Consider the following 21,765-nt stretch of genomic DNA (forward strand, 5'->3'; position numbering starts at 1 on the left):
TGCCGGGGTGGACGTCGTGGAGTTGGCCGTCGCCGAGCGCACCGACCTGCTGGAGCTGGGCCGGTCGCTGAGCAGCGAGCAGTGGTCCGCCCCGTCGCTGTGCCGCGGCTGGACCGTGCTGGACGTCGTCGCGCACGTGGTCAGCTTCGACGAGCTCTCCGCCGTCCAGCTCGGCCGCCGCGCTCTGGGCGGGAGGGCGTGGCCGGACGCCATGAACGCGGTCGGGGTGCGCGAGTACGCCGTCGGCGGCCCGGACGGCGTCCTGGAGGTGCTGGCCCGGTCGCTGCGGCCGCGCGGGGTGACCGCCCTGTTCGGCAGCCGGGTGGCGCTCACCGACACGGTGGTGCACCAGCAGGACATCCGTCGGCCGCTCGACCTGCCGCGGCGGGTGCCGGTGGACCGGCTGGCCGCCGTCCTGCCGTTCGCGATGGTGGCCCCGCCGACCCGTGGTGGGTGGCGGACCCGCGGACTGCGGCTGGCCGCCACCGACGTGGACTGGTCATGGGGCCGCGGGCCCGAGGTCACCGGGCCGGGCGAGGCGCTCCTGCTGGCTGCCTGCGGGCGGGCCGACGCGTTGTCCGGGCTCGCCGGGCCGGGCCTGCCCGTGCTGGCCGCCCGGCTGGGTCCACCCGACTGAGCTGGTCCTCATCCGCCGCGTGTCGTGGACCAGGACCAGCTCAGGTGGATCAGCCCAGGTGGATCACCCCAGGCCGCGGCGGGCGAGCAGGGGTGCCGGGTCGGGGTCGTGGCCGACGACCGCGCGGAAGGCATCCATGGGGTCCACCGACCCGCCGCGGGCCAGCAGTTCGTCGCGGAACCGGTCGCCGTTGGCACGGGTGAGGCCGCCGTTGGCCCTGAACCACTCGACGGTGTCGGCGTCGAGCACCTCGGACCAGATGTAGGAGTAGTAGCCGGCCGCGTAGCCCCCGGCGAAGACGTGCTGGAAGTACGTCGTGCGGTACCGGGGCGGCACCAGGTCGGAGGCCACCCCGGCCGCCTCGAGCGCGGCGGCCTCGAAGGCCTGCGGGTCGTCGACGACGGTGTCGGGGGTGATCCGGTGCCAGGCCTGGTCCAGCAGGGTGGCGGCGAGGTACTCCAGCGTGCCGTGGCCCTCGCCCCACAGCGACGCGGCCTCGATGGCGGCGACGACCTCGCGCCCCAGCGGCTCGTCGGTCTGCGTGTGCCGGGCGTAGTGGTCCAGGACCTCGGGCCACAGCGCCCACATCTCGTTGACCTGGCTGGGGAACTCGACGAAGTCGCGCGGCACGCTGGTTCCGGAGAACCGCGGGTAGGTCACCGCCGAGGACAGCCCGTGCAGGGTGTGGCCGAACTCGTGGAACAGCGTGGTGACCTCGTCGAGGGTCAGCAGCGTCGGCTGGTCACCGGCAGCCCGGGTGACGTTGAGGACGTTGAAGACCACGGGGCGGGTGCCGAGCAGGCGCGACTGCGAGACGAACGAGCTCATCCACGCCCCGCCCCGCTTGCCGTCGCGGGCGTAGAAGTCGCCGAGGTAGAGCCCGACCGGCTCACCGGCGGCGTCGGCGACCTCCCAGACGCGGACGTCGGGGTGGTAGCCGGGGAGGTCGGGGCGCGGGGTGAAGGTGTAGCCGTAGAGCAGCCGGGCGGCGTGGAAGACGCCGTCGACCAGCACCCGGTCCAGCTCGAACCACGGCCGCAGCGCAGCGGTGTCGACGGCGTACCGGTCGCGGCGGACCTGCTCGCTGTAGAACGCCCAGTCCCAGGCGGCCAGCTCGACGCCGTCGGCGGCGGCCAGCTCGGCCAGCACCTCGCCCTCGGCGCGGGCGTTGGTCACCGACGGCGGGACCAGGGTGCCCAGCAGCTCGTCGACCGCGGCGGAGGTCTTCGCCGTCTGGTCGGCCGCCACCAGGTCGGCGTGGGTGTCGAAGCCCAGCAGCCGGGCCCGCACCGCCCGCAGGTGGGCGATCCGGGCGGCCACCGGGCCGTTGTCGTGCTCGCCACCCGAGGCACGGCCCACCGACGCCTCGTGCAGCCGGCGGCGCAGTTCGCGGTCGCGGAGCTTGGCCATCGCCGGCTGGCCCGAGGGCAGCACCAGGGTGAGCAGGTAGCCCTCGCGACCGCGCTCGGTGGCCGCCGTGCCCGCGGCCTCGACCTCGGCCTCGCTGAGCCCCGCCAGCTGGGCCGGGTCGGTGACGAGGACGGCGGCTGCCTCGGTGGCCACCACGAGGTTCTGCCCGAACGTGGTGGACAGCGCCGACAGCTGCTGGTTCAGCTCGCGCAGCTCGTCGCGTCCTGCCTCGTCGAGCTGGGCGCCCGAGAGCACGAAGTCCAGGTGGTACCGCTCGACCAGCCGGACGGCCTCGGCGTCGAGGCCGTGCGGCTCCTGCTGCCCCCCGGCCTGCACCGCGGTGTGCGTCGAGGTGTGCACCGAGGTGTGCACGGCGTCGATTCGGGCGAACAGCTCCGGGTCCAGTCGCAGGGCATCGGAGTGCGCCGCCGACAGCGGTGCCACCTCGCGCTCGATCTCGCGCAGCCGGTCCGAGGAGTTCGACGAGGCCAGCGCGTAGAAGACCGCCTGCGCGCGGTGCAGCAGCTCCCCCGACCGCTCCAGCGCGACGATCGTGTTCTCGAACGTCGCCGGGTCGGCGGACCCGGTGATCGCGGTGACCTCGGCGCGCTGCGCGGCCATCCCGGCGAGCAGCGCCTCGCGGCAGTGCTCGAGGGTCAGGTCGGCGAACGGGGGCAACCCGAAGGGCAGCGGCGAGGGCGCGGCCAGCGGGTTGTCGACGGGCAGGGCACTCGGGGTGGCGGACGCGGCCGCGGGCGTGGACATCGTCGTCAGTCTCCGCCCGCGGCCGTCGCCGGGCTCGACGGGTGTGCTCAGCGGGTGGAGGTGCGCAGGTAGGCCCGGACCGCCAGCGGCACGAAGACGGCGAGGATGACCGCCGCCCAGATCAGCGTGTAGAGGACCGGGTTCTGCAGCGACCACGCGTCGGCCACCGGCACGCTGTCGGGCTGGTTGCCGAACAGGTCGCGGGCGGCCTGCACCACCGTGGAGACCGGGTTCCACTCGGCGAAGGTGCGCAGCACCGACGGGAAGCTCTCCAGCGGCACGAAGGTGTTGGCCACGAACGTCAGCGGGAAGATCACGATGAAGCTGGCGTTGTTGACCACCTCGGGCGTGCGCACCAGCAGCCCGACCAGCGCCATCATCCAGCTGACGGCGAAGGCGAACACCAGCAGGATGAGGAACCCGCCGATCGCCTCGGGCACCGAGCTGTTGATCCGCCACCCGACCAGCAGGCCGGTGAGCGCCATGACCACGATGGAGATGGCGTTGAGCCCGAGGTCGGCGACCGTGCGGCCGATGAGCACCGCCGACCTGGACATGGGCAGCGACCGGAACCGGTCGACCAGCCCTTTCTGCAGGTCGTCGGCGATGCTGGCGCCGGTGGTGGTGGAGCCGAACACCACGGTCTGGGCGAAGATCCCCGGGAGCAGGAACTCGGCGTAGGTGATGCCGTCGGGCAGCGTGATCGCCCCGCCGAAGACGTAGCGGAACAGCAGCACGAACATGATCGGCGACAGCGTCGCGAAGACGATCAGGTCGGGCACCCGCTTGACCTTGATCAGGTTGCGCCGGGTGATGACCAGGCTGTCGGACAGCGTGTGCGACAGGGCGCTCATCGGGTGGCCTCCGCGGGGGTGGTCTCGGCGTTCTCGGCGGCCTCGTCGGCGGCCCCGTCTGCGGCATGGCCGGTGAGGGTCAGGAAGACGTCGTCCAGGTCGGGCCGCCGGAGGCCGACGTCGAGCAGCTCGACCCCGCTGCCCTCGAGCAGCCGGAGCGCCTCGGCCAGGGTGGCCGCGCCGCCGGTGACCGGGAGGGTCAGCCGACGGGTCTGCTCGTCGCGTCGCGGGTCGTCCAGGGCCAGCGGGCGCAGCAGCTCGGCCGCCCGGGTGAGCCCCTCGACCGAACCGACGGTGAGCTCGAGCCGCTCACCGCCGACCTGCGCCTTGAGCTGGTCGGCGGTGCCGCGGGCGATGACCTTGCCCCGGTCGATGACCACCATGCGGTCGGCCAGCCGGTCGGCCTCCTCCAGGTACTGGGTGGTCAGCAGGATGGTGGTGCCGTCGCTGACGAGGTCGGCGATGAACTCCCACATGCCCAGCCGGCTGCGCGGGTCGAGGCCCGTGGTCGGCTCGTCGAGGAAGAGCACCCGTGGTCGGGCGATCAGCGACGCGGCGATGTCCAGCCGGCGGCGCATGCCGCCCGAGTAGGTCTTCGCCGGCCGGCGGGCGGCGTCGGTCAGGTCGAACCGCTCGAGCAGCTGGCCGGCCCGGCTGCGGGCCTCCTTGCCGCTCAACCGGTAGAGCCGGCCGACCATCTCGAGGTTCTCCTCGCCGGTCAGGTACTCGTCGACCGCCGCGTACTGCCCGGTCAGCCCGATCACGCCGCGCACCTGCGCGGCCTGGGCGACGACGTCCAGGCCCGTGACCTCCGCCCGACCGCCGTCGGGGCGCAGCAGGGTGGACAGGATGCGCACGACCGTGGTCTTGCCGGCCCCGTTGGGCCCGAGCAGGCCCAGCACGGTGCCCTCGGCGACCGTCAGGTCCACCCCGTCGAGCGCGGTGAACTCACCGAACCGCTTGACCAGCCCCTCGACCACCACGGCGTCGCTCATGGGGTGCACCGTAGGTCGACCCACCGACAGAACCGCTGCACGTCTGCTCCCGCTCGTCCCGGCACCCCTGGTCGGCGCGCTCGGGGTGGGGACCGGTGCGGGCGCCCGGACTCATCGGTTCAGCCCTCGCTGACCGCGTACCCCACCCGGACCAGCGCGGCCTGGACCTCGCGGGCGTGGTCGGGCCCGCGGGTCTCCAGCACCACGGCGATCTCGACCTCGCCCAGGTCGAGCTGCGCGGTGGTGCGCTCGTGCTCGACCGACAGCACGTTGGCCGAGACGGCGGCCAGCTCCCGCAGCAGCCCGGCCAGCGAGCCCGGCCGGTCGGGCACCCGGACCCGCAGGGACAGGTAGCGGCCGGCGGCGGCCATGCCGTGCTGCACGACCTTGAGCATGAGCACCGGGTCGATGTTGCCGCCGGACACCACGGCCACCACCGGCGCCGCGAACGCCGTCGGGTCGGCCAGCACGGCGGCGACCGCGGCGACCCCGGCGGGCTCGACGACGAGCTTGGCCCGCTCCAGGCAGAACAGCAGCGCCCGGGACAGCTGGTCCTCGGTGACGGTGCGCACCTCGTCGACCAGCCCGGCGACGTGGGCCAGGGTCAGGTCACCCGGTGCCGCGACGGCGATGCCGTCGGCCATCGTGGCCATCGACGCCAGCGGCACCGGTACCCCGGCGGCCAGCGACGCGGGGAAGGCCGCGGCCGCCGCGGCCTGCACCGCCACGACCCGCACGCCGGGCTTGGCGGCCTTGACCGCCGCCGCGACGCCGGCGACGAGGCCGCCCCCGCCGGTGCACACCACGACGGTGGCCACCTCCGGGCACTGCTCGACGATCTCCAGCCCGACGGTGCCCTGCCCGGCGATCACGTCGGGGTGGTCGAAGGGGTGGATGAACACCGACCCGGTCTCGTCCGCGAACTCGCGGGCGACCACCAGCGGCGCGGTGAGGGAGTCCCCGAGCTGGTGGACGGTGGCGCCGTAGCCGCGGGTGGCGGCCAGCTTGGGCAGCGGGGCGGTCTCGGGCATGAACACCGTCGCGGCGGCGCCCAGCTCGCGCGCGGCGAGCGCGACGCCCTGGGCGTGGTTGCCCGCGCTGGCCGCGACCACCCCCGACGCGCGCTCGGCGTCGGTCAGCCGCGCGATGCGGGTGTAGGCGCCGCGGATCTTGAACGACCCGGTGCGCTGCAGGTTCTCGCACTTGAGCCACACCGGCCCGCCCACCCGCTCGGCGAGGGCCCGGGAGTGCTCGAGCGGCGTGCGCCGGACGACGCCGTCGAGCAGCCGGGCCGCGGCCTCGACGTCGGCACCGGTGACCAGGGGGACGACGGGTTCGCTCACGCCCCCGATCCTGGCACCCGGGGTCAGGAGCTCGTGCTGACGATCGTCGGGACGAACACCGCCACCATCATCACGGCAATCAGCTCGTCGAGGGCCTTCGCGACGGCTCCCCCGGCCCAGTCGCCGGCCCGCACCGCGTCGGCCCGGGCCTGCAGCTGGGCGCGGTCGACGTCCGGGAAGAGCTTCGGCGCCAGCTTGGTCACCGACAGCATCGACACCAGCGTCGCCGTCCGCCGGTCGGGCTGCGCGCCGTCGACGAGCACGGCCCGGACCCGGCTGCGGATCTCCTGCTCGACCGTCGGGTCGACCTCGGGCCAGCGATCGGTCGGGAACAGGCCGAGGACCTTGCCGCGCTCGTGGGTGAGCACGCCGTCGGCCACCAGCTCGGCCAGCAGCTGCTCGCGCAGCTTCGCCCCGCGGTCGCGGAACGTCATCGTGGTGAGCGCACCGACGGCGCCCTCCGGCTTCTTCCCGTGGCAGGTGTCCACGACCTCGCCCAGCAGCTCGTCGGCCGGGCGGGCGACCCCGGTGCGGCGCAGCCTCCCCGGCTCGACCTCGCCCCCGTCGTCGAGCTGCAGGTCCAGGGCACCCGCCGCGACCAGCTCGACGACGGCGGTGCCGGCCAGCGCGGCGTTGAGGGTCGAGCCGTCGACGAGGGGCTTGCCCTTCTCGTCGTCGAGGGCCAGCAGCAGCAGTTCGCTCGCGATGCTCCGCGTCATGCCACCACACCCTGGCAGGGCCGCCACCTGCACGCACCCCGGATGTCGCACCCCCGTCGTACCGTGAGTGGGGTGACGGAGACCCCCGCACCCACGACCCTCGGCGAGCTGCGCGGCAGCGGCGCCACCCACGTCGGCGTCAAGGCCGAACTACGCACCAACCTGCTCGCCCGGCTGGCCGCCGGCGAGCCCACCCTGCCCGGCATCGTCGGCTTCGACGACACCGTCCTGCCCGAGGTCGAGCGCGCCCTCATCGCCGGCCACGACCTCGTCCTCCTCGGCGAACGAGGGCAGGGCAAGACCCGGCTGATCCGCACCCTGGTCGGCCTGCTCGACGAGTGGACCCCGGTGCTGCTCGGCAGCGAGCTCAACGAGCACCCGCTGGCCCCGGTCAGCGTCTGGGCGCACCGGCAGATCGCCGAGCACGGCGACGCCACCCCGGTGGGCTGGCTGCACCGCAGCGACCGGTTCGGCGAGAAGCTGGCCACCCCCGACACCAGCGTCGGCGACCTGATCGGCGACGTCGACCCGATCAAGGTCGCCGAGGGCCGCACCCTGGGCGACCCCGAGACGGTGCACTACGGCCTGGTGCCGCGCACCAACCGCGGCATCTTCAGCATCAACGAGCTGCCCGACCTGGCCGAGCGCATCCAGGTCGCGCTGCTCAACGTGCTCGAGGAGCGCGACATCCAGATCCGCGGCTACCGGGTACGACTGCCGTTGGACCTCCTGCTGGTCGCCAGCGCCAACCCCGAGGACTACACCAACCGCGGGCGCATCATCACGCCGCTGAAGGACCGGTTCGGCGCCGAGGTGCGCACCCACTACCCGATCGAGCTCGCCGACGAGATCCGGTTGCTGCACCAGGAGGCGCACACCTCATGGGGCCTGGGCGAGAGCGCGCTGGACAAGCCGCTGGTGCCCGAGCACCTGGTCGAGATCATGGCCCGGTTCACCCGCCTGGTCCGCGAGTCCAGCCAGGTCGACCAGCGGTCCGGCGTCAGCGCCCGGTTCGCCATCGCCGGGCTCGAGACCGTCGCCGCCTCGGCCGTACGACGGGCGGCGGTGGCCGGCGAGACCCGTCCCGTCGCGCGGGTGGTCGACCTGCCGGCCGTCGTACCGGCCAGCCGCGGCAAGGTCGAGTTCGCCGACTCGGGCTCCGACGACGACGGCGAGCGCGAGCTGGAGATCCTCGAGCACCTGCTGCGCCAGGCCACCGCGCAGACCTTCCGGGCCCGCTGCGGCGGGCTGGACCTGACCGGGCTCCAGGAGCACTTCACCTCGGGCGAGGTGGTCGAGTCCGGTGATCTGGTGAGCGCGCCTGCGCTGATGGGCCAGGTCGGCACCGTGCCCAACCTGGCGCAGCTGCTGGGCCGCCTGGGCGTGCCCGAGGGCGAGGAGTCCCCGGAGCAGGCGGCCGCCGCCGTCGAGTTCGCCCTCGAGGGGCTGTGGCTGACCCGGCGGTTGGCCAAGGACACCGACGGCGGCCGCACCGTGTACGGGAGCTGACCGTGCCCAGGGGCAACCGCGGGTACCGGTACGGGCGGTGGCGCGGCGGGGCCGACCCGCTGGCCCCGCCCTACGACCTCGGCGACGCCGTCGACGAGATCGGCGACCAGGTGCTGGCCGGCAGCAGCGTCCGCGAGGCGCTGCGCGACCTGCTGCGCCGCGGTCTCGACGGCCGACGCGGCCTCGACGAGCTGCGCCGGTCGGTGCGCGACCGGCTGCGCGAGGCCCGCAAGGCCGGCGCGATGGACGGCACGCTGCAGGAGGTGCGGGAGCTGCTGGACAAGGCCCTGGAGGCCGAGCGCCGCGAGCTGTTCCCGGACCCCGACGACGCCGCCCGGCTCGCCGAGGCCGAGCTCGACGCCCTGCCGCAGGACACCGCCGGCGCGGTGCGGGCCCTCAAGGACAGGCAGTGGCGCTCCCCCGAGGCCGCCGAGGCCTACCGGCAGATCCAGGACCTGCTGCAGAAGGAGGTGCTGGACAGCCAGTTCCAGCACATGAAGCAGGCCCTGCAGCAGATGAACGCCGACGGCCAGGACGGCAACCAGGCGGTCAAGGACATGGTCGCCGACCTGTCCGCGCTGCTCGACGCGCACAACCGCGGCGAGGACACCGACCAGCAGTTCGCCGACTTCATGGACGAGCACGGCCAGTTCTTCCCCGACGACCCGCAGACGGTCGACGAGCTCGTCGACTCCCTCGCCCGCCGTGCCGCGGCGCAGGAACGCATGATGGCCGGGCTCTCGCCCGAGCAGCGGGCGGAGCTGGGCGAGCTGATGGGCCAGGCCATGCAGGACATGGGGCTGGCCAGCGAGATGGCGCACCTCAACGACGCGCTGCGCCAGGCCCGCCCCGACCTGCCGTGGGGTCGGCCGGGCCAGGTGCCCGACGGCGCCGAGGGTCTCGGCCTGGGCGACGCGACGACGGCGGTGGCCGAGCTGGCCGACCTCGAGGCGCTGTCCAGCCAGCTCTCCCAGGGGTACGCCGGGGCCAGCCTCGCCGACATCGACGAGGAGCTGGTCGAGCGCGCGCTGGGCCGCTCCGGCATCGACGACCTCGCCGCTCTCCGTCAGCTCGAGCGCGAGCTCGAGCGCCAGGGCCACCTGAACCGCACCGAGGGCAAGCTCGAGCTCTCGCCCAAGGCGGTCCGCCGGCTGGGCGCCACGGCGCTGCGCCGGGTGTTCGCCCAGCTCGACAGCGCCGGCCGGGGCGACCACGACGTCGCCGACGCCGGTGCCACCGGCGAGCTGACCGGCGCCAGCCGCGAGTGGCGGTTCGGCGACGAGCAGCCGCTGGACGTCGTCCGCACCGTGCGCAACGCCGTGCTGCGCACCGCGGGCGAGCCGAGCGCACCGGGCGAGCGGCGGGTGCGCATCGCCGTCGAGGACTTCGAGGTGGTCGAGACCGAGCGCCGCACCGGCGCGGCGGTGGCGCTGCTGGTCGACCTGTCGTACTCGATGGCCCTCCGCGGCACGTGGGGCGCGGCCAAGTCGACGGCGATGGCGCTGCACTCGTTGGTGACCACGCGCTTCCCGCAGGACGCGATCGAGATCATCGGGTTCGCGTCCACCGCGCAGGTGCTCCGGCCCGAGACGCTGGCCGAGCTGAGCGTGGACACCCTGCAGGGCACGAACCTGCAGCACGGGCTGATGCTGGCCCGCAGGTTCCTGGCCCGGCACCACGACGCCGAGCCCGTCGTCCTGGTGGTCACCGACGGCGAGCCGACCGCGCACCTGGAGGACGACGGCTCGCCGTACTTCTGCTGGCCCCCGATGCCCGAGACCATCGCCAAGACGGTGGCCGAGGTCGAGCGGGTGGCCCGGTCCGGGGCGACGATGAACGTGTTCGCCCTCGACCCGGAGCCGGCGCTGGTGCACTTCGTGCAGGACATCACCCAGCGCGCCGGCGGCCGGGTCTTCCTCCCCGACGGCGACCGCCTCGGCGAGTACGTCGTCGCCGATTATCTTCGCACCCGGAGGGGGCGCCGGGCGCGCTGAGGGAGACTGGCCCGGTGAGCACGGTGAGGATCGAGCGGGTCGCGGCGCGGGACACCTACGAGCTGCGGTCGCGCGTCCTGCGCCAGGGCCGCCCGGTCCAGATCACCGGCGACGACGCCCCGTCGACCGTCCACCTGGCCGCCCTCACCGACGAGGGCCAGGTGGTCGGCGTCGTCCGGTTCCACCCGCAGGTGTGCCAGTGGCGCGACACCGAGTACGCCTGGCAGCTGCGCGGCATGGCCACCGACCCCGAGGTGCGCGGGCTGGGCGCCGGCCGGGCGTTGGTCGCCGAGGGTCTGGTGCAGATCTCCCGGGCCGGCGCCGACCTCGTGTGGTGCGACGCCCGCGAGGCCGCCGTCGGGTTCTACGAGCGGATCGGGTTCACCGTCGTCACGCAGCCCTACGACCTGCCTCCCGTGGGTGCCCACCTGGGCATGGTGCTGGACCTGCCGATCAGGTGACCGGGTGCTCCCCCGAGGAGCTGATGCCGGGGATCTCCCCCGCGCGGAACGCGTCGACGAACAACCGGTGGTCGGTGCGCACCCGTGCCGCGTAGGTGTGCGCGAACGCGGTCAGGTCGGCGACCAGCTCCTCCCGCCGGTCACCCACCAGGGCCAGGACGGCGTCCTCGACCTGCACGTCGACCGCCTCGTGCTCGGCGTCGGCATCGCCGATGCAGTGGATCTTCGCCGTGGCCCGACCGAGCTGCGCGACCACCTCGACGATCTCGTCGGGCTCGGTGAGGTCCTCCCAGTCCAGGTCGTTCTCGTAGGGCGACAGCTCCGAGACCAGGAAGCCGACACCGCGGACCACGGTGTGCCCGAGGAAGGGCGAGGCGTGCGCCTGCATCGCCCGCTGCGCGGACACCGTGCGCTCGCCCTCGTGCGCGAACATCGCCCGCACCTCGGGGTCGGTGACGATCCGCGACGGCGCCGCGGTGCCGGCCTGCTTCATCGACAGGACGACGTCGTTCTCCAGCGCCTGGTCGTAGCCCTCGAGCAGCACGGTGTAGGCGGGCAGGCCGGCGCTGCCGATGCCGAACCCGCCGGTGCCGACGACGTCCTTCACGTCGTAGGCGACCTCGCGGCGGCGGGAGCCGGCCGGCAGCGTCGCCCGGTAGGCCTCCACGGCCGCCAGCACCTCGGCGTGCTCGGCCTCGTCGAGCCGGCGGTGCCGCGGGATGTCGGAGAACCGGCGCTGGTGGTCCTCGACGACCGTCAACCCCTCGAGCAGCGAGACCCGGGTCTGCTCGGCGGTGGCCAGCACCAGGTCGCGGACCGCCCCGGTCGTGCTGTGCCGGTCGAGGGCGAACTCGCGGTCGGCGTCGGTGCCGGCGAAGACCGCGACCTGGTCCAGGTAGGACTCCAGGTAGACCCGGAGCACGGCGGCGATCACGTCGTCGGACAACGCCTTGCGCCAGGCCAGCAGCGCGAAGCTCGCGCAGAACCGCCGCAGGTCCCACGACAGGTGCCCCAGGTAGGACTCGTCGTAGTCGTTGACGTCGAAGACGATCCGCCCCGAGCCGTCCATGTAGGTGCCGAAGTTGGCGGCGTGCAGGTCACCGTGGATCCACGTGCGGGACGTCCGCTCGTCGCTCCACGGGTCCGGGACGTCCACCAGGTCGGCGTAGAACAGGCAGGCCGACCCCCGGTAGAACGCGAACGGGTCGGCCGCCATCTTGCGGAACTTCACGCGGAAGGCGTCGGCATCGGCGGTCATGAGATCGGAGAAGGCATCCACCAGGACCTCGACGATGCGGGCCCGGCGGGCCTGCTCGGGCTCGGACGGCTGCGGCGACGGGTGCTCGGGCACGCGGTCACCCTAGGGGCGATAGCCTCGCCGGGCAGGCCAGACGACGAGCCGGGGACGGTGACCGCATGACACGGGCGAGCAGAGCTCGACGGCTCGCCACGGCGGCGGCCTACGGGGGCGGCGGGCTCGGCCTCGTCGGCGCCGGGCTGGCCACCCTCCTGCGCCAGGAGGCCAGGCTGGCCAGGCGGCGGGTCGAGTCCCGCACCGCGAAGGCCGACCCGCCCACGGGCGAGGGTCGCTACGGCCACTACCGCGGCAAGCAGATCGTGCTCGCGGTGCTCGGTGACTCCAGCGCCGTGGGCCTGGGCGTCGACCGCGCCGAGCAGACCCCCGGTGTCCTGGTGGCCTCGGCGCTGGCCGAGCTGGCCGAGCGGCCGGTGCGGCTGGTCAAGGTGGCCGTGTCCGGTGCCCGCTCCGCCGCCCTCCCGGGCCAGGTCGAGCGGGTGCTGCCGCACCGACCCGACGTCGCGATGATCATGATCGGCGCCAACGACGTCACGAGCCGTTCGAAGCCCGCGCTCGCCGTCCGCGACCTGGCCGCCGCGGTCCGCTCGCTGCGCGAGACCGGGTGCGAGGTCGTGGTCGGCACCTGCCCCGACCTGGGCACCATCCGCCCCGTCGCGCAGCCGCTGCGCACCCTGGGCCGCCGGTGGAGCCGTCAGCTGGCCGCCGCGCAGACCATGGCCGTGGTGGCCGAGGGCGGCCGCACCGTGTCGTTGGGCTCGCTGCTGGGCCCGGCCTTCGCCAGCGACCGCACGATGTTCTCCAGCGACGAGTTCCACCCCTCGGCCGCCGGCTACGCCGCCGCGGCCGCGTGCCTGCTCCCGTCCGTGGCCGACGCCCTCGACGTCTGGCCCGCCGCCGCCGACCGCGGAGCCCGCGGGCTGCGCCGGGACACCGTGCGGCCCATCGCGCGGGCCGCGGCCAGCGCCGCCGGCCGGCCCGGTACCGAGGTGCAACCGGCCTCGGTCGACGGGTCGGACGCCGGCCCGCGCGGTCCGTGGGCGCTGCTGCGGCGTCGACGTCCCCAGCAGCTGCCCGAGGCCACCCCCGCGACCGAGCCCGCCGGGGCTACCGACCGGTAACGTCGGGGGCACGTCCGCGCCCGCGACCGCGGGTGCGCCTCACCGTGGAGGTCCTCCGTGCCCGAAGCCGTCATCGTCGCCGTTGCCCGTTCCCCGATCGGCCGGGCCTTCAAGGGCTCGCTGAAGGACCTGCGGCCCGACGACCTGACCGCCACGATCGTCCGCGCCGCGCTCGACCAGGTGCCCTCGCTCGACCCCCGCGACATCTCCGACCTGATGCTGGGCTGCGGCCTGCCCGGCGGCGAGCAGGGCTTCAACATGGGCCGGGTGGTCTCGGTCCTGCTGGGCATGGACCACCTGCCCGGGACGACGATCACCCGCTACTGCTCCTCGTCGCTGCAGACCACCCGCATGGCGATGCACGCGATCCGGGCGGGCGAGGGCGACGTGTTCATCAGCGCCGGCGTCGAGATGGTGTCGCGGTTCGCGAAGGGCAACTCCGACGGTCTGCCCGACACCGAGAACCCGGTGTTCGCCGACCGCAAGGCCCAGATCGCCGAGGTCGCCGAGACCGGGGCCGACACCTGGACCGACCCGCGCGAGCAGGGTGGCATCCCCGACGTCTACATCGCCATGGGCCAGACGGCCGAGAACCTGGCGCTGCTGAAGGACGTCTCGCGGGCCGAGATGGACGAGTTCGCCGTCCGGTCGCAGAACCTGGCCGAGAAGGCCATCGCCGACGGCTTCTGGAACCGCGAGATCACCCCCGTCACCACCCCCGACGGCACCGTGGTCAGCACGGACGACGGCCCGCGAGCCGGCACCACCCTCGAGGGCATCTCGCAGCTCAAGCCGGTCTTCCGCCCCGACGGCCGGGTGACGGCGGGCAACGCCTGCCCGCTCAACGACGGCGCCGCGGCGCTGGTGGTCATGAGCGACACCAAGGCCGCACAGCTGGGCATCACCCCGCTGGCCCGCATCGTCTCGACCGGCGTCACCGGCCTGTCGCCGGAGATCATGGGCTACGGCCCGGTCGAGGCCTCGAAGCAGGCGTTGGCCCGGGCGGGCATGACCATCGACGACATGGACCTCGTGGAGATCAACGAGGCCTTCGCCGCGCAGGTCATCCCGAGCTACCGCGACCTGGGCATCGACATCGACAAGCTGAACGTGCACGGCGGGGCCATCGCCGTCGGGCACCCCTTCGGCATGACCGGCGCCCGGATCACCGGCACCCTGCTCAACGGCCTGCGCTCGACCGACGGCACGTTCGGCCTGGAGACCATGTGCGTGGGCGGCGGCATGGGCATGGCGATGGTGCTCGAGCGCCTGAGCTGACCCCGGGACGGACCGAGGCCCGGTCCCCCCTCGCGGGGGGGCCGGGCCTCGGTGAGTGTGCGGGTGCGACTACTCGCGGAAGTAGCTCAGCAGACGCAGGATCTCCAGGTACAGCCAGATGACCGTGACCAGCAGGCCGAAGGCGATGTACCAGGCGACCTTGGGGGCCACGCCGCGACGGATGGCCTCGTCGGCCATGTCGAAGTCCAGCAGCAGCGAGAACGCCGCGACACCGATGACGAGCAGGCTGAACCCGATGGCCAGCGGACCGCCGTCGCGCAGGCCGAGGCCGCCGGGGGTGAAGAAGCCGGCCACCAGGTTCACGATGACCAGGGCCAGCACACCGAACATGGCGCCGACGATCCAGCGGGTGAGCTTGGGGGTCACCCGGATGGCGCCGGTCTTGTAGACCACGAGCATGCCGAAGAAGACACCGAAGGTGCCGATCAGGGCCTGCATGACGATGTTGCCGCCGAACTGCGTGGCGTAGAGCTCGCTGATGGCACCCAGCGCACCACCCATGAGGACGGCGTAGCCGAGCGTGGCGGCCGGGTTGGCGATCTGCTTGAACGAGATCACCAGGCCCAGCACGAACGCGATCAGGACCGCCGGGATCGCGAACACCGCGCCGCTGTTGCCCGGCAGCGCCCAGACGGCCGCGGCCGCGAGCACGGTGACCAGGAAGGACAGCCCGGTCTTCTGGACGACGTCGTCCATCGTCATGTACTGCGCGCCCGTGGCGGCGTACGGGTTCGCGGCGTACGGGCTCTGCTGCTGCGCGGGGGCGCCCCACGGCTGCTGGGCCGTGGGCTGGCCGTAGCCGGCGCCGCCGTTCTGGGCACCCGGGCCGTTGGGGGCGCCGGGGAAGCCCCGGCTGAAGGCCGGGTTGCTGCTGGGCATCGTCATCTCCTCGAGGTGACTCGGTCGGGTGCGTGGGCCGGACGGACTACCCACTCGGTCTGCACAACGCACCTGCCCGCCCAGGGGTTCCTGGGCGCCCGCTGGACGTGATCACACCGTGATCACACCGTGACCACCTCGGGGGGCCTGCGTGCCCTCGGTGGGGTTCGAACCCACACTGGGACCCTTTTAAGGGGCCTGCCTCTCCCGGTTGGGCTACGAGGGCGGTGTGCGCGTCATCCTCCCGCGAGCTCGACCGCCCGGGTGAGGACGGCGTCCAGCATGGGCTCGGTGAGCCGCCCGGTGAAGGTGTTCTGCTGGCTGACGTGGTAGCTGCCCAGCACGGTCAGCGGGCCGCCGGGGCCGGCCAGGGTGACCTCGGCGCCGTGCCCGAACCTGGGCTTGGGCCGCGGGATCTCCACACCGGCCCGCGCCAGCACGGGCAGCAGCGCGGACCAGCCGAACCCGCCCAGCACCACGAGCACCCGCAGCCGGGGCAGCAGCTCGAGCTCCCGGGCCAACCACGGCGAGCAGGTGTCGCGCTCGGCCGGGGTGGGCGCGTTGTCCGGCGGGGCGCAGCGCACCGCGGCCACGATCCGGCAGTCGGTCAGCTCGAGACCGTCGTCGATGCTCACCGAGGTGGGCTGGTTGGCCAGCCCGGCCCGCCAGAGCGCGGCGAAGATCCAGTCGCCCGACCGGTCGCCGGTGAAGATCCGCCCGGTGCGGTTGCCGCCGTGCGCGGCCGGCGCGAGCCCGACGACGCCGATCCGGGCGTCGGCGGGGCCCATGCCGTGCACGGGTCGGCCCCAGTAGACCTGGTCGCGGAAGGCGGCCCGCTTCACCACGGCGACCTCCTCGCGCCAGGCCACCAGCCGGGGGCAGGCACGGCAGCCGGACACCCGCTCGTCGACGGCGGCGAGGTCGACCGCCGTGCGGGCACCGCGGGCGACACCGGCCGGGGTGCGGGTGACGGGGTAGCCGTCGGCGTCTCGTGCCACCCACCCAGCAGAGCACAGCCGCGCGCGGCATGATCCCCCGGTGGCGAAGAAGCAGAAGGTCAAGACCCCGGCGCTGTACAAGATGCTGGGCCCGGTCCTGGCGATCCCGACCGGCATCGTGGTGAAGAAGGTCGCCGACCAGGCGTGGGTTGCCGTCCGCGGCACCCCGCCGCCGAAGAACCCCGACGTGCCGGGCGTCAGCTGGGGCGACGCGATCGCCTGGGCCGCGGTGTCCGGCGTGCTCGTCGCCGTGGGCCGGCTGCTGGCCGCCCAGGGCGCCGCCAAGGCCTACACCGCGCTGACCGGCAAGTTCCCGGCCAACGCCAACGAGGACAGCGCGGCCTAGGCAGCACCCCCGACCGGCTCAGCCCACGCCGGCGCAGACCAGGGTGGTCGGCCGGTCGCCGGTGGCGGCGGCCAGCGCCGTGGCCGGGGGGTCACCCGCGGCGAGCCGGCGGTGCACCTCCGGCAGCACGGCCCACGCGACGTCGTCGCGCAGGCTGGCGGCCGAGGCGATGACGCAGTGCGCACCGGCGTGCAGCCAGGCCCGGGAGAGGCCGGCGGTCTCCTCGCCCCACCGCACCGCCGTCCGCCCGCCCTCGCACGCGGAGAGGACCACCAGCTGCGGCACCCGGGCCAACCGCTGCGCGTCGTGGCCGAACCACGGCCCGTCGGCGAGCTCCAGCCGTGAGAACAGCGGGTGCTCGGCGTGGTGCGTGCCGTGCGCCGACACGTGGAGCACGTCGGTCGTGGCGGCGTCCGCCGCGACCTGCCCGACCGACGCCGCCGCGCCCACCCGCACCGTGGCCCCGGACCAGGCAGCCGCCGCCTGCTCCACCTCGGCCACCGCCCGCGGCACGCCCGGCCCGGCGGCGAACGCGGCCGCGGTCGGGCGACCGGGCCACGGACCGGCCCGCACCCAGGCGGCCAGCGACGTGGGCACGGTGCACGCGCGCCCGACCAGACCGGGCAGCATCCCCCAGGGCACCGCGCGGAACACCGCCGGTACCGACAGCACGGCCGGCGCCCCCGCGGGCAGGTCCAGCGGAGCCACCAGGCGATCCGCCAGGGCGGCGAGCCGCTCCCGGAGCCCGGCCGTGACCGCCCGGCCCAGCGCCCCGGGGGGTGCTCCGGCGGCCACCTCCAGGTCCGGGCCGAGGCCGCCGAGCAGCGCGGACACCACGGCCGCGGGCCCCAGCGGGACCACCCGCCCCGGGTCCCCGGCGCCGACCACGACGGCGGCGACCTCCTCGGGTGTCCAGCACCACGCGACCACCACCACGCCGCGGTCCGCCGCCGCCGCGTGCACCGCGGCGAGGTCGACCGGCGGCCGGACCAGCCCGCGGCCCGGCTCGTGCCAGAGCCGGCCCCGCAGGGACTCCAGGAGCGCTCGCTCGCGCTGTGCGTCGACCGGCCCCGCGCCGAACACCCGCAGCCGCCGCACCTCCGCCAGTTGCTCGGCCACCACCGGGTCCGACGGCGGCCCCAGCGCCGGCACCCGGGTGACCACGTCGCGGGCGCGTTCGGTCCAGGCCAGCAGGACGTCGGGCCGCCCTCCGGCCAGCGCCGCGCGCAGCCCACGGTCCAGCAGCGGCCGGGCGTGCAGCAGCAGGCTGGACTGCAGGTCCAGGCTGCCCACCCGGGCCTGGGCCGCGGTGAGCTCGTCGAGGCCGGCCGCGGCGGTGCGCAGCACCTCGTCGGGCCGGCCGCGGGCGGCCGCCAGGTCCGCCCGCACCGTCCGGGCCAGCAGGCGCAGCGGGATCGGGGCCGACGGCGGGACACCGCGGCGCAGCACCGCGGACGCGCCGGCGTGGTCCCCCACCGCGATGCGGACGGCGGCGGCGTCCATCCGCAGCCGGGTGCGGTCCGCACCGGTCCCCGGCTCGCGCGCGGCCCGGTCCAGGCGGTCCCCCAGCCCGGGGGTCGGCCGGTGGGCGGCCGCGGCGGACAGCGCGACGCCGTCCGCCTGCCGTGCCCAGCGGTCGGCGCCGCGGGTCCGGAACCGGCGGGCCGCCCGTCGGGCGACCTGCCCCGCCCGCGCGGGGTCGTGGTGCAGCAGGGTGCGGGCCAGCAGCAGCTCGGCCTCGGCCTGCGGCTGCCGCACCCGCGCCCGGCCGTAGGCGGCCGCGGCCTGGACCAGCAGCGGCTCCGCCTCCGCGGGCATGCCCGCGGCGAGGAGCGCGGCGGCCCGGTCGGTGTCGCAGGTGGCCGCGTGCAGCGGCGACGCCCCGGACAGCACCTCGCGCGCGGCGTCCATGCGGGTGATGGCCGGCACCAGGTCGCCGGCCAGCAGGTCGGTGTAGCCCAGGTTGTGCTGGGCCTTGGCCTCGTCCAGGGCAGCCCCGCAGGCGCGGAAGGCGTCGCGCGCGACCGCGAAGTCGTGCCCGGCGCGGGTCAGGTCGCCGCGTTGCAGGTGGACGTTGCCCCGGTTGAGGGCGACCTGGCCCAGCAGCGCCGGCTCGCCGCGCAGCTGCCGGACCGCCCGGCCGAGGTCGCGCAGCGCGTCCTCGGTGTCGCCCCGCCGCATGGCGACCAGGCCGGCCTGCCCGACCAGCACGGCCCGGGTGCGCTCCCCCACCCCCGGCCGCCGCACCGCGGCCCGGATGCGGGCCAGCGCGGCGGCGGGGTCGCCGGTCTCCGCCTCCAGGTAGGCCAGCGTGCCGTCGATGCGCGCAGCCAGGTCCGGTCCGGGACCGCGTCGGGCCGCCTGCCGGAGGGTCCGCCGGGCAGCCGCCAGCCGCCCGGCGTTCGTGTGGCCGACGGCGCGGTCGTACAGCTGCGCCGCGGTCGCGGGCCCAGCGGTCATGCGGGTCCGGCGGGCAGCTCGGTGACCGCCGCGGTGGTGGTGCTCGTGATCCGCTCGCGGGCGGCCCGCACCCTGGCGCAGGCGACCTCGACCGGCTCCCGGCTGTCCGGGGCCGGCAGATCCGGGAGGAGCTCGGCGGCCAGCGCGCCGGCCACCAGCGGGGCCGCGAACGAGGTGCCGCTCCACACCGCGAACCCGCCCCCGAACCCGTCGGGGTCGATGGAGGCCCGGCGGCGCCCGGCGAAGCGGGCAGCGGCGGCCGGCTGCAGGCCGCCCTGGGTTGGCGGCACGGTGCTCACCACCGCGGCCCCGGGGGCCCAGGCGCCGACCCACGGCCCGTCGTTGCTGAACAGGGCCACGGTGCCGAGGTCGGGGTTGAGCGCGCCGACGGCCAGCAGCGGTTCCGCGGAGGGGTCGGGGTCGGCGATCGCCGCCGACCCCGTCGACCACGGGGCGAACGCCGCCGGGAACATCGGCCGGTCGGTCGCGTCGTTGCCGGCCGAGCACACCACCTGCGTGCCGCAGCGGCCCATCGCGGCCAGCAGCTCGTACATCGTCGGGTCGAACAGGCCGTCGGACGGCGTCTCGTGGTAGTAGCCCATGGAGAGGTTCAGCACGTCGAGCGGCCGGCCGCGGGGGTCGCCGGCCGCGTGCCAGGTGACCAGCTGCGCGATCCGGGTCAGGGCGGTGACCAGGTCGCTCTCGTCGATCGACCCGTCGGGGGCGACCGCCGGCCAGACCAGCAGGTCGGCGTCCGGGCAGGCCTGGTGGACCAGGCCGGCGATGAAGGTGCCGTGCCCGCTGATCGGGTCGGTGCCGCCGTCCAGGGGTCCGATCAGGTCCGGGTGCGCCTGCGGCTCGAACTCCGGGGCGACCAGGCCGATCGGCGCGCCGTCGCAGGTGACGTCACGCTGCAGCGCCCGCTCCAGCCAGGGGTGCCTGCCGCAGCCGCTGTCCAGCAGTGCCACCACCGGACGTCGCCGGCCGGTGAAGTCGCCGTCCGGCGCACGCACCGGCGCGGGACCGGCCCACGCCACCGGCTGCAGGCCCCCGGTGCCGGGCACCGCGTAGGACTCGATCGGCGCCTGGCTGCCGACCCCGTAGGGGTTGGACCCGTGGAAGGGGTTGGACCCGTGGAAGGGGTTGGTGCCGATCGGGCTGAGCAGCACGACGTGGTCCAGGCCCACCCCGGGCAGCGGGCCGCGGGCCAGCACCCGCGCCCGCCGCAGCACGTCCGCGGCGTCCGGGGGCGGGGCCGTGGGGTCGACCGAGCGGAGCCGGTGGCGCCGCAGCCCCAGCGCACCGCGGGCGGTGCCCAACCGGCCCGCCCGTGCCCGGCGATCACCCGCGCTCTCGGCCAGCTCGACCGGTTCGTGGTCCGGGTCGTCCTCCAGCAGACCGCCGGCCAGCTCGGCGGCGTCCCTCAGCACACGGGTCACGCCCCGGGCGAGACCGGACACCAGCAGCCGGTCGGGCCGGTACCCCGTCGGGTAGTACGGGGTGTCGCCCAGCTGCCCGGTCGGCAGGACCGCGGCCCGGGCCAGCGGGGTGTTGAGCCGGGCCTGCCAGCCGGCCTGCCCGGCGGGTTCACGGATCATCGGTGCTCCAGTTCCTCAGACGACGAAGGACGGCGTCACGACGCGCCGCGACCGGCCGGCGTCGGCGGGCAGCCGGACCTCGAGGACGGCGGGCCCCGCGAGCGCGTCCGGGAACTCGAACCGCCCGGTGGGCCCGATCGGTGCCGACAGCTCGGCCCCGGCACCGCGCAGCACGGCCGTGCCCGGCCCCCCGGGTGCCAGCCAGCCGTCCAGCCGCCGCCGGTCGCCGTCCGCGGTGACCCGGACCAGCATCTCCAGCCCGTAACGGCTGAACCGCAGCGCCGGGACCGGCTCCCCCGCGCGCAGGTCCGCCGGGGTGTCGACAGCGCCGAGCAGCTCGAACAGCTCGACGTCGTCGTCGCCGGTCGCCGCGGCCAGCCCGGCCAGGACGTCGTCGACCAGCCCCGGGGGTACGGGGTCGACCTCGGTCCACATCCGGGCGAGGGAGTCCAGGAGCTCGTCGTCGGTCACGCCGGCACCTCGCCCAGGGCGGCCCGCAGCCGGGCCAGGCACCGGCCGCGGGTCGGGCCGATGCTGCCCACGGGCATGCCCAGCCGCTCCGACAGCGCCGCGTAGTCCGGCCGCCGGTCGAAGGCGACCACCCGCAGGAGCTCCTGGCAGCGGGCACCGAGCGTGCGCACGGCCTGCCACAGCCGGTGCGCCTCGGCGCCGGCCACGACGACGTCCTCGGGCGGCGGGGCCGGGTCCGCCAGCCGGTCCAGGACGTCGTCCCCCGCACCCACCGTGCGGCCACCAGTCGCGACCCGGCGGAGCGCCTCGCGGCGCACGGTGGTCACCAACCAGGCGCCCACAGCCCGCGGCTCGGCGATCGACACCGCGCTGCGGACCAGGGCGACCCAGGCGTGCTGGACGACGTCGGCCGCGTCGTCGGCGGGGAGCCGGCACCCCCGGGCGACCTGCCAGAGGACCGGCGTGAGCAACCGCACCAGGTCCTCCACCGCCGCCGGGCGCCCGTCCAGCCACTCGGCGAACAGCTCGCCGGCCCGGCCCCAGACGTCGTCGTCCGGCGCGGGCCGTACGGCGGGCGGCGCGGTCATGGCG

At 75.2% G+C, this 21,765-nt stretch carries 19 protein-coding genes and 1 tRNA gene; 7 read left to right on the forward strand and 13 right to left on the reverse strand.

What is annotated here, in order from left to right; translation table 11 throughout:
- Window positions 1-7 precede the first annotated feature (7 nt).
- Window positions 8-637: a maleylpyruvate isomerase family mycothiol-dependent enzyme gene (locus BLS67_RS01905; RefSeq protein ID WP_091238580.1), complete on the forward strand. Its 630-nt coding sequence runs from the start codon at window positions 8-10 to the stop codon at window positions 635-637.
- Window positions 638-700: 63 nt separating this feature from the next.
- On the opposite strand, the gene BLS67_RS01910 is transcribed toward BLS67_RS01905, so the two are convergent.
- The 5 genes from BLS67_RS01910 to BLS67_RS01930 all read right to left on the reverse strand — a co-directional run bounded on the left by BLS67_RS01910 (window position 701) and on the right by BLS67_RS01930 (window position 6,723).
- Window positions 701-2,812 (reverse strand): M3 family metallopeptidase, encoded by a 2,112-nt coding sequence (locus BLS67_RS01910; protein WP_091238583.1) that lies wholly within the window; start codon window positions 2,810-2,812, stop codon window positions 701-703.
- A gap of 47 nt (window positions 2,813-2,859) precedes the next feature.
- A complete protein-coding gene (locus tag BLS67_RS01915; protein WP_091238587.1) occupies window positions 2,860-3,666 on the reverse strand; it encodes an ABC transporter permease in 807 nt (268 codons plus the stop codon).
- Window positions 3,663-4,661, reverse strand: a complete 999-nt coding sequence (locus BLS67_RS01920; RefSeq protein ID WP_091239224.1) for an ATP-binding cassette domain-containing protein — start codon at window positions 4,659-4,661, stop codon at window positions 3,663-3,665. Before BLS67_RS01920 ends, BLS67_RS01915 begins: the two co-directional genes overlap by 4 nt.
- Before the next feature lie 119 nt (window positions 4,662-4,780).
- Window positions 4,781-6,004, reverse strand: a complete 1,224-nt coding sequence (ilvA, locus tag BLS67_RS01925; protein ID WP_207500174.1) for a threonine ammonia-lyase — start codon at window positions 6,002-6,004, stop codon at window positions 4,781-4,783.
- A gap of 23 nt (window positions 6,005-6,027) precedes the next feature.
- Window positions 6,028-6,723 (reverse strand): GOLPH3/VPS74 family protein, encoded by a 696-nt coding sequence (locus BLS67_RS01930; RefSeq protein ID WP_091238590.1) that lies wholly within the window; start codon window positions 6,721-6,723, stop codon window positions 6,028-6,030.
- 72 nt (window positions 6,724-6,795) lie between these two features.
- On the opposite strand from BLS67_RS01930, the gene BLS67_RS01935 reads away from it, so the two are divergent.
- The 3 genes from BLS67_RS01935 to BLS67_RS01945 are packed head-to-tail and all read left to right on the forward strand — an operon-like array spanning window position 6,796 to window position 10,687.
- Entirely contained in the window at window positions 6,796-8,232 is a 1,437-nt protein-coding gene (locus BLS67_RS01935) for a sigma 54-interacting transcriptional regulator (RefSeq protein WP_242653717.1), read from the forward strand.
- 2 nt (window positions 8,233-8,234) lie between these two features.
- The gene (locus tag BLS67_RS01940) at window positions 8,235-10,226 is read left to right on the forward strand and encodes a VWA domain-containing protein (protein WP_091238596.1); all 1,992 of its coding nucleotides are present in this window, start codon (window positions 8,235-8,237) and stop codon (window positions 10,224-10,226) included.
- 14 nt (window positions 10,227-10,240) lie between these two features.
- Window positions 10,241-10,687, forward strand: coding sequence for a GNAT family N-acetyltransferase (locus BLS67_RS01945; RefSeq protein ID WP_242653718.1), 447 nt, complete (start codon window positions 10,241-10,243; stop codon window positions 10,685-10,687).
- Here the strand turns inward: BLS67_RS01945 and BLS67_RS01950 are convergent.
- Complete coding sequence (locus BLS67_RS01950; protein ID WP_242653720.1) at window positions 10,680-12,038, reverse strand: DUF2252 domain-containing protein; 1,359 nt, start codon at window positions 12,036-12,038, stop codon at window positions 10,680-10,682. The genes BLS67_RS01945 and BLS67_RS01950 overlap by 8 nt on opposite strands.
- Before the next feature lie 65 nt (window positions 12,039-12,103).
- On the opposite strand from BLS67_RS01950, the gene BLS67_RS01955 reads away from it, so the two are divergent.
- Together BLS67_RS01955 and BLS67_RS01960 are read left to right on the forward strand one after the other, a co-directional pair.
- Window positions 12,104-13,123 (forward strand): SGNH/GDSL hydrolase family protein, encoded by a 1,020-nt coding sequence (locus BLS67_RS01955; protein WP_091238599.1) that lies wholly within the window; start codon window positions 12,104-12,106, stop codon window positions 13,121-13,123.
- A 57-nt stretch (window positions 13,124-13,180) separates the two neighbouring features.
- Window positions 13,181-14,401 carry an acetyl-CoA C-acetyltransferase gene (locus BLS67_RS01960; protein WP_091238602.1) on the forward strand — a complete coding sequence of 407 codons (1,221 nt, stop codon included), beginning with the start codon at window positions 13,181-13,183 and terminating at the stop codon, window positions 14,399-14,401.
- A gap of 69 nt (window positions 14,402-14,470) precedes the next feature.
- Here the strand turns inward: BLS67_RS01960 and BLS67_RS01965 are convergent, their stop codons facing one another.
- From BLS67_RS01965 to BLS67_RS01975, 3 genes are all read right to left on the reverse strand, one after another.
- Window positions 14,471-15,301, reverse strand: a complete 831-nt coding sequence (locus BLS67_RS01965; protein ID WP_091238604.1) for a Bax inhibitor-1/YccA family protein — start codon at window positions 15,299-15,301, stop codon at window positions 14,471-14,473.
- Between the two features lie 152 nt (window positions 15,302-15,453).
- Window positions 15,454-15,527: transfer RNA gene (locus BLS67_RS01970), tRNA-Leu, on the reverse strand.
- Between the two features lie 10 nt (window positions 15,528-15,537).
- Window positions 15,538-16,299, reverse strand: a complete 762-nt coding sequence (locus BLS67_RS01975) for a uracil-DNA glycosylase (RefSeq protein WP_091238607.1) — start codon at window positions 16,297-16,299, stop codon at window positions 15,538-15,540.
- 40 nt (window positions 16,300-16,339) lie between these two features.
- Between BLS67_RS01975 and BLS67_RS01980 the strand changes: the two genes are divergently transcribed.
- Window positions 16,340-16,645: a DUF4235 domain-containing protein gene (locus tag BLS67_RS01980; protein ID WP_091238610.1), complete on the forward strand. Its 306-nt coding sequence runs from the start codon at window positions 16,340-16,342 to the stop codon at window positions 16,643-16,645.
- A gap of 18 nt (window positions 16,646-16,663) precedes the next feature.
- Here BLS67_RS01980 and BLS67_RS24675 read toward each other — a convergent pair whose 3' ends face one another.
- Genes BLS67_RS24675 through BLS67_RS02000 form a run of 4 tightly spaced genes read right to left on the reverse strand, consistent with a single transcriptional unit; the run spans window position 16,664 to window position 21,761 of the window.
- Window positions 16,664-19,105: a CHAT domain-containing protein gene (locus tag BLS67_RS24675; protein WP_091238613.1), complete on the reverse strand. Its 2,442-nt coding sequence runs from the start codon at window positions 19,103-19,105 to the stop codon at window positions 16,664-16,666.
- Complete coding sequence (locus BLS67_RS01990) at window positions 19,102-20,703, reverse strand: S8 family peptidase (protein WP_091238617.1); 1,602 nt, start codon at window positions 20,701-20,703, stop codon at window positions 19,102-19,104. The genes BLS67_RS24675 and BLS67_RS01990 overlap by 4 nt, the downstream gene beginning before the upstream one ends.
- Before the next feature lie 15 nt (window positions 20,704-20,718).
- Window positions 20,719-21,174, reverse strand: a complete 456-nt coding sequence (locus BLS67_RS01995; RefSeq protein WP_091238620.1) for a hypothetical protein — start codon at window positions 21,172-21,174, stop codon at window positions 20,719-20,721.
- Entirely contained in the window at window positions 21,171-21,761 is a 591-nt protein-coding gene (locus BLS67_RS02000) for an RNA polymerase sigma factor (RefSeq protein WP_091238624.1), read from the reverse strand. The genes BLS67_RS01995 and BLS67_RS02000 overlap by 4 nt, the downstream gene beginning before the upstream one ends.
- Window positions 21,762-21,765 lie beyond the last annotated feature (4 nt).

Origin of the sequence: Klenkia soli (assembly GCF_900103975.1) — a bacterium.
Classification (GTDB): domain Bacteria; phylum Actinomycetota; class Actinomycetes; order Mycobacteriales; family Geodermatophilaceae; genus Klenkia; species Klenkia soli.

Bases quoted from the DNA above. Each gene is read 5' to 3' on its own strand.
- BLS67_RS01910 (WP_091238583.1), bottom strand. From the start codon at position 2,812: ATGTCCACGCCCGCGGCCGCGTCCGCCACCCCGAGTGCCCTGCCCGTC.
- BLS67_RS01915 (WP_091238587.1), bottom strand. From the start codon at position 3,666: ATGAGCGCCCTGTCGCACACGCTGTCCGACAGCCTGGTCATCACCCGG.
- BLS67_RS01920 (WP_091239224.1), bottom strand. From the start codon at position 4,661: ATGAGCGACGCCGTGGTGGTCGAGGGGCTGGTCAAGCGGTTCGGTGAG.
- BLS67_RS01930 (WP_091238590.1), bottom strand. From the start codon at position 6,723: ATGACGCGGAGCATCGCGAGCGAACTGCTGCTGCTGGCCCTCGACGAC.
- BLS67_RS01955 (WP_091238599.1), top strand. From the start codon at position 12,104: ATGACACGGGCGAGCAGAGCTCGACGGCTCGCCACGGCGGCGGCCTAC.
- BLS67_RS01965 (WP_091238604.1), bottom strand. From the start codon at position 15,301: ATGCCCAGCAGCAACCCGGCCTTCAGCCGGGGCTTCCCCGGCGCCCCC.
- BLS67_RS24675 (WP_091238613.1), bottom strand. From the start codon at position 19,105: ATGACCGCTGGGCCCGCGACCGCGGCGCAGCTGTACGACCGCGCCGTC.
- BLS67_RS01990 (WP_091238617.1), bottom strand. From the start codon at position 20,703: ATGATCCGTGAACCCGCCGGGCAGGCCGGCTGGCAGGCCCGGCTCAAC.
- BLS67_RS02000 (WP_091238624.1), bottom strand. From the start codon at position 21,761: ATGACCGCGCCGCCCGCCGTACGGCCCGCGCCGGACGACGACGTCTGG.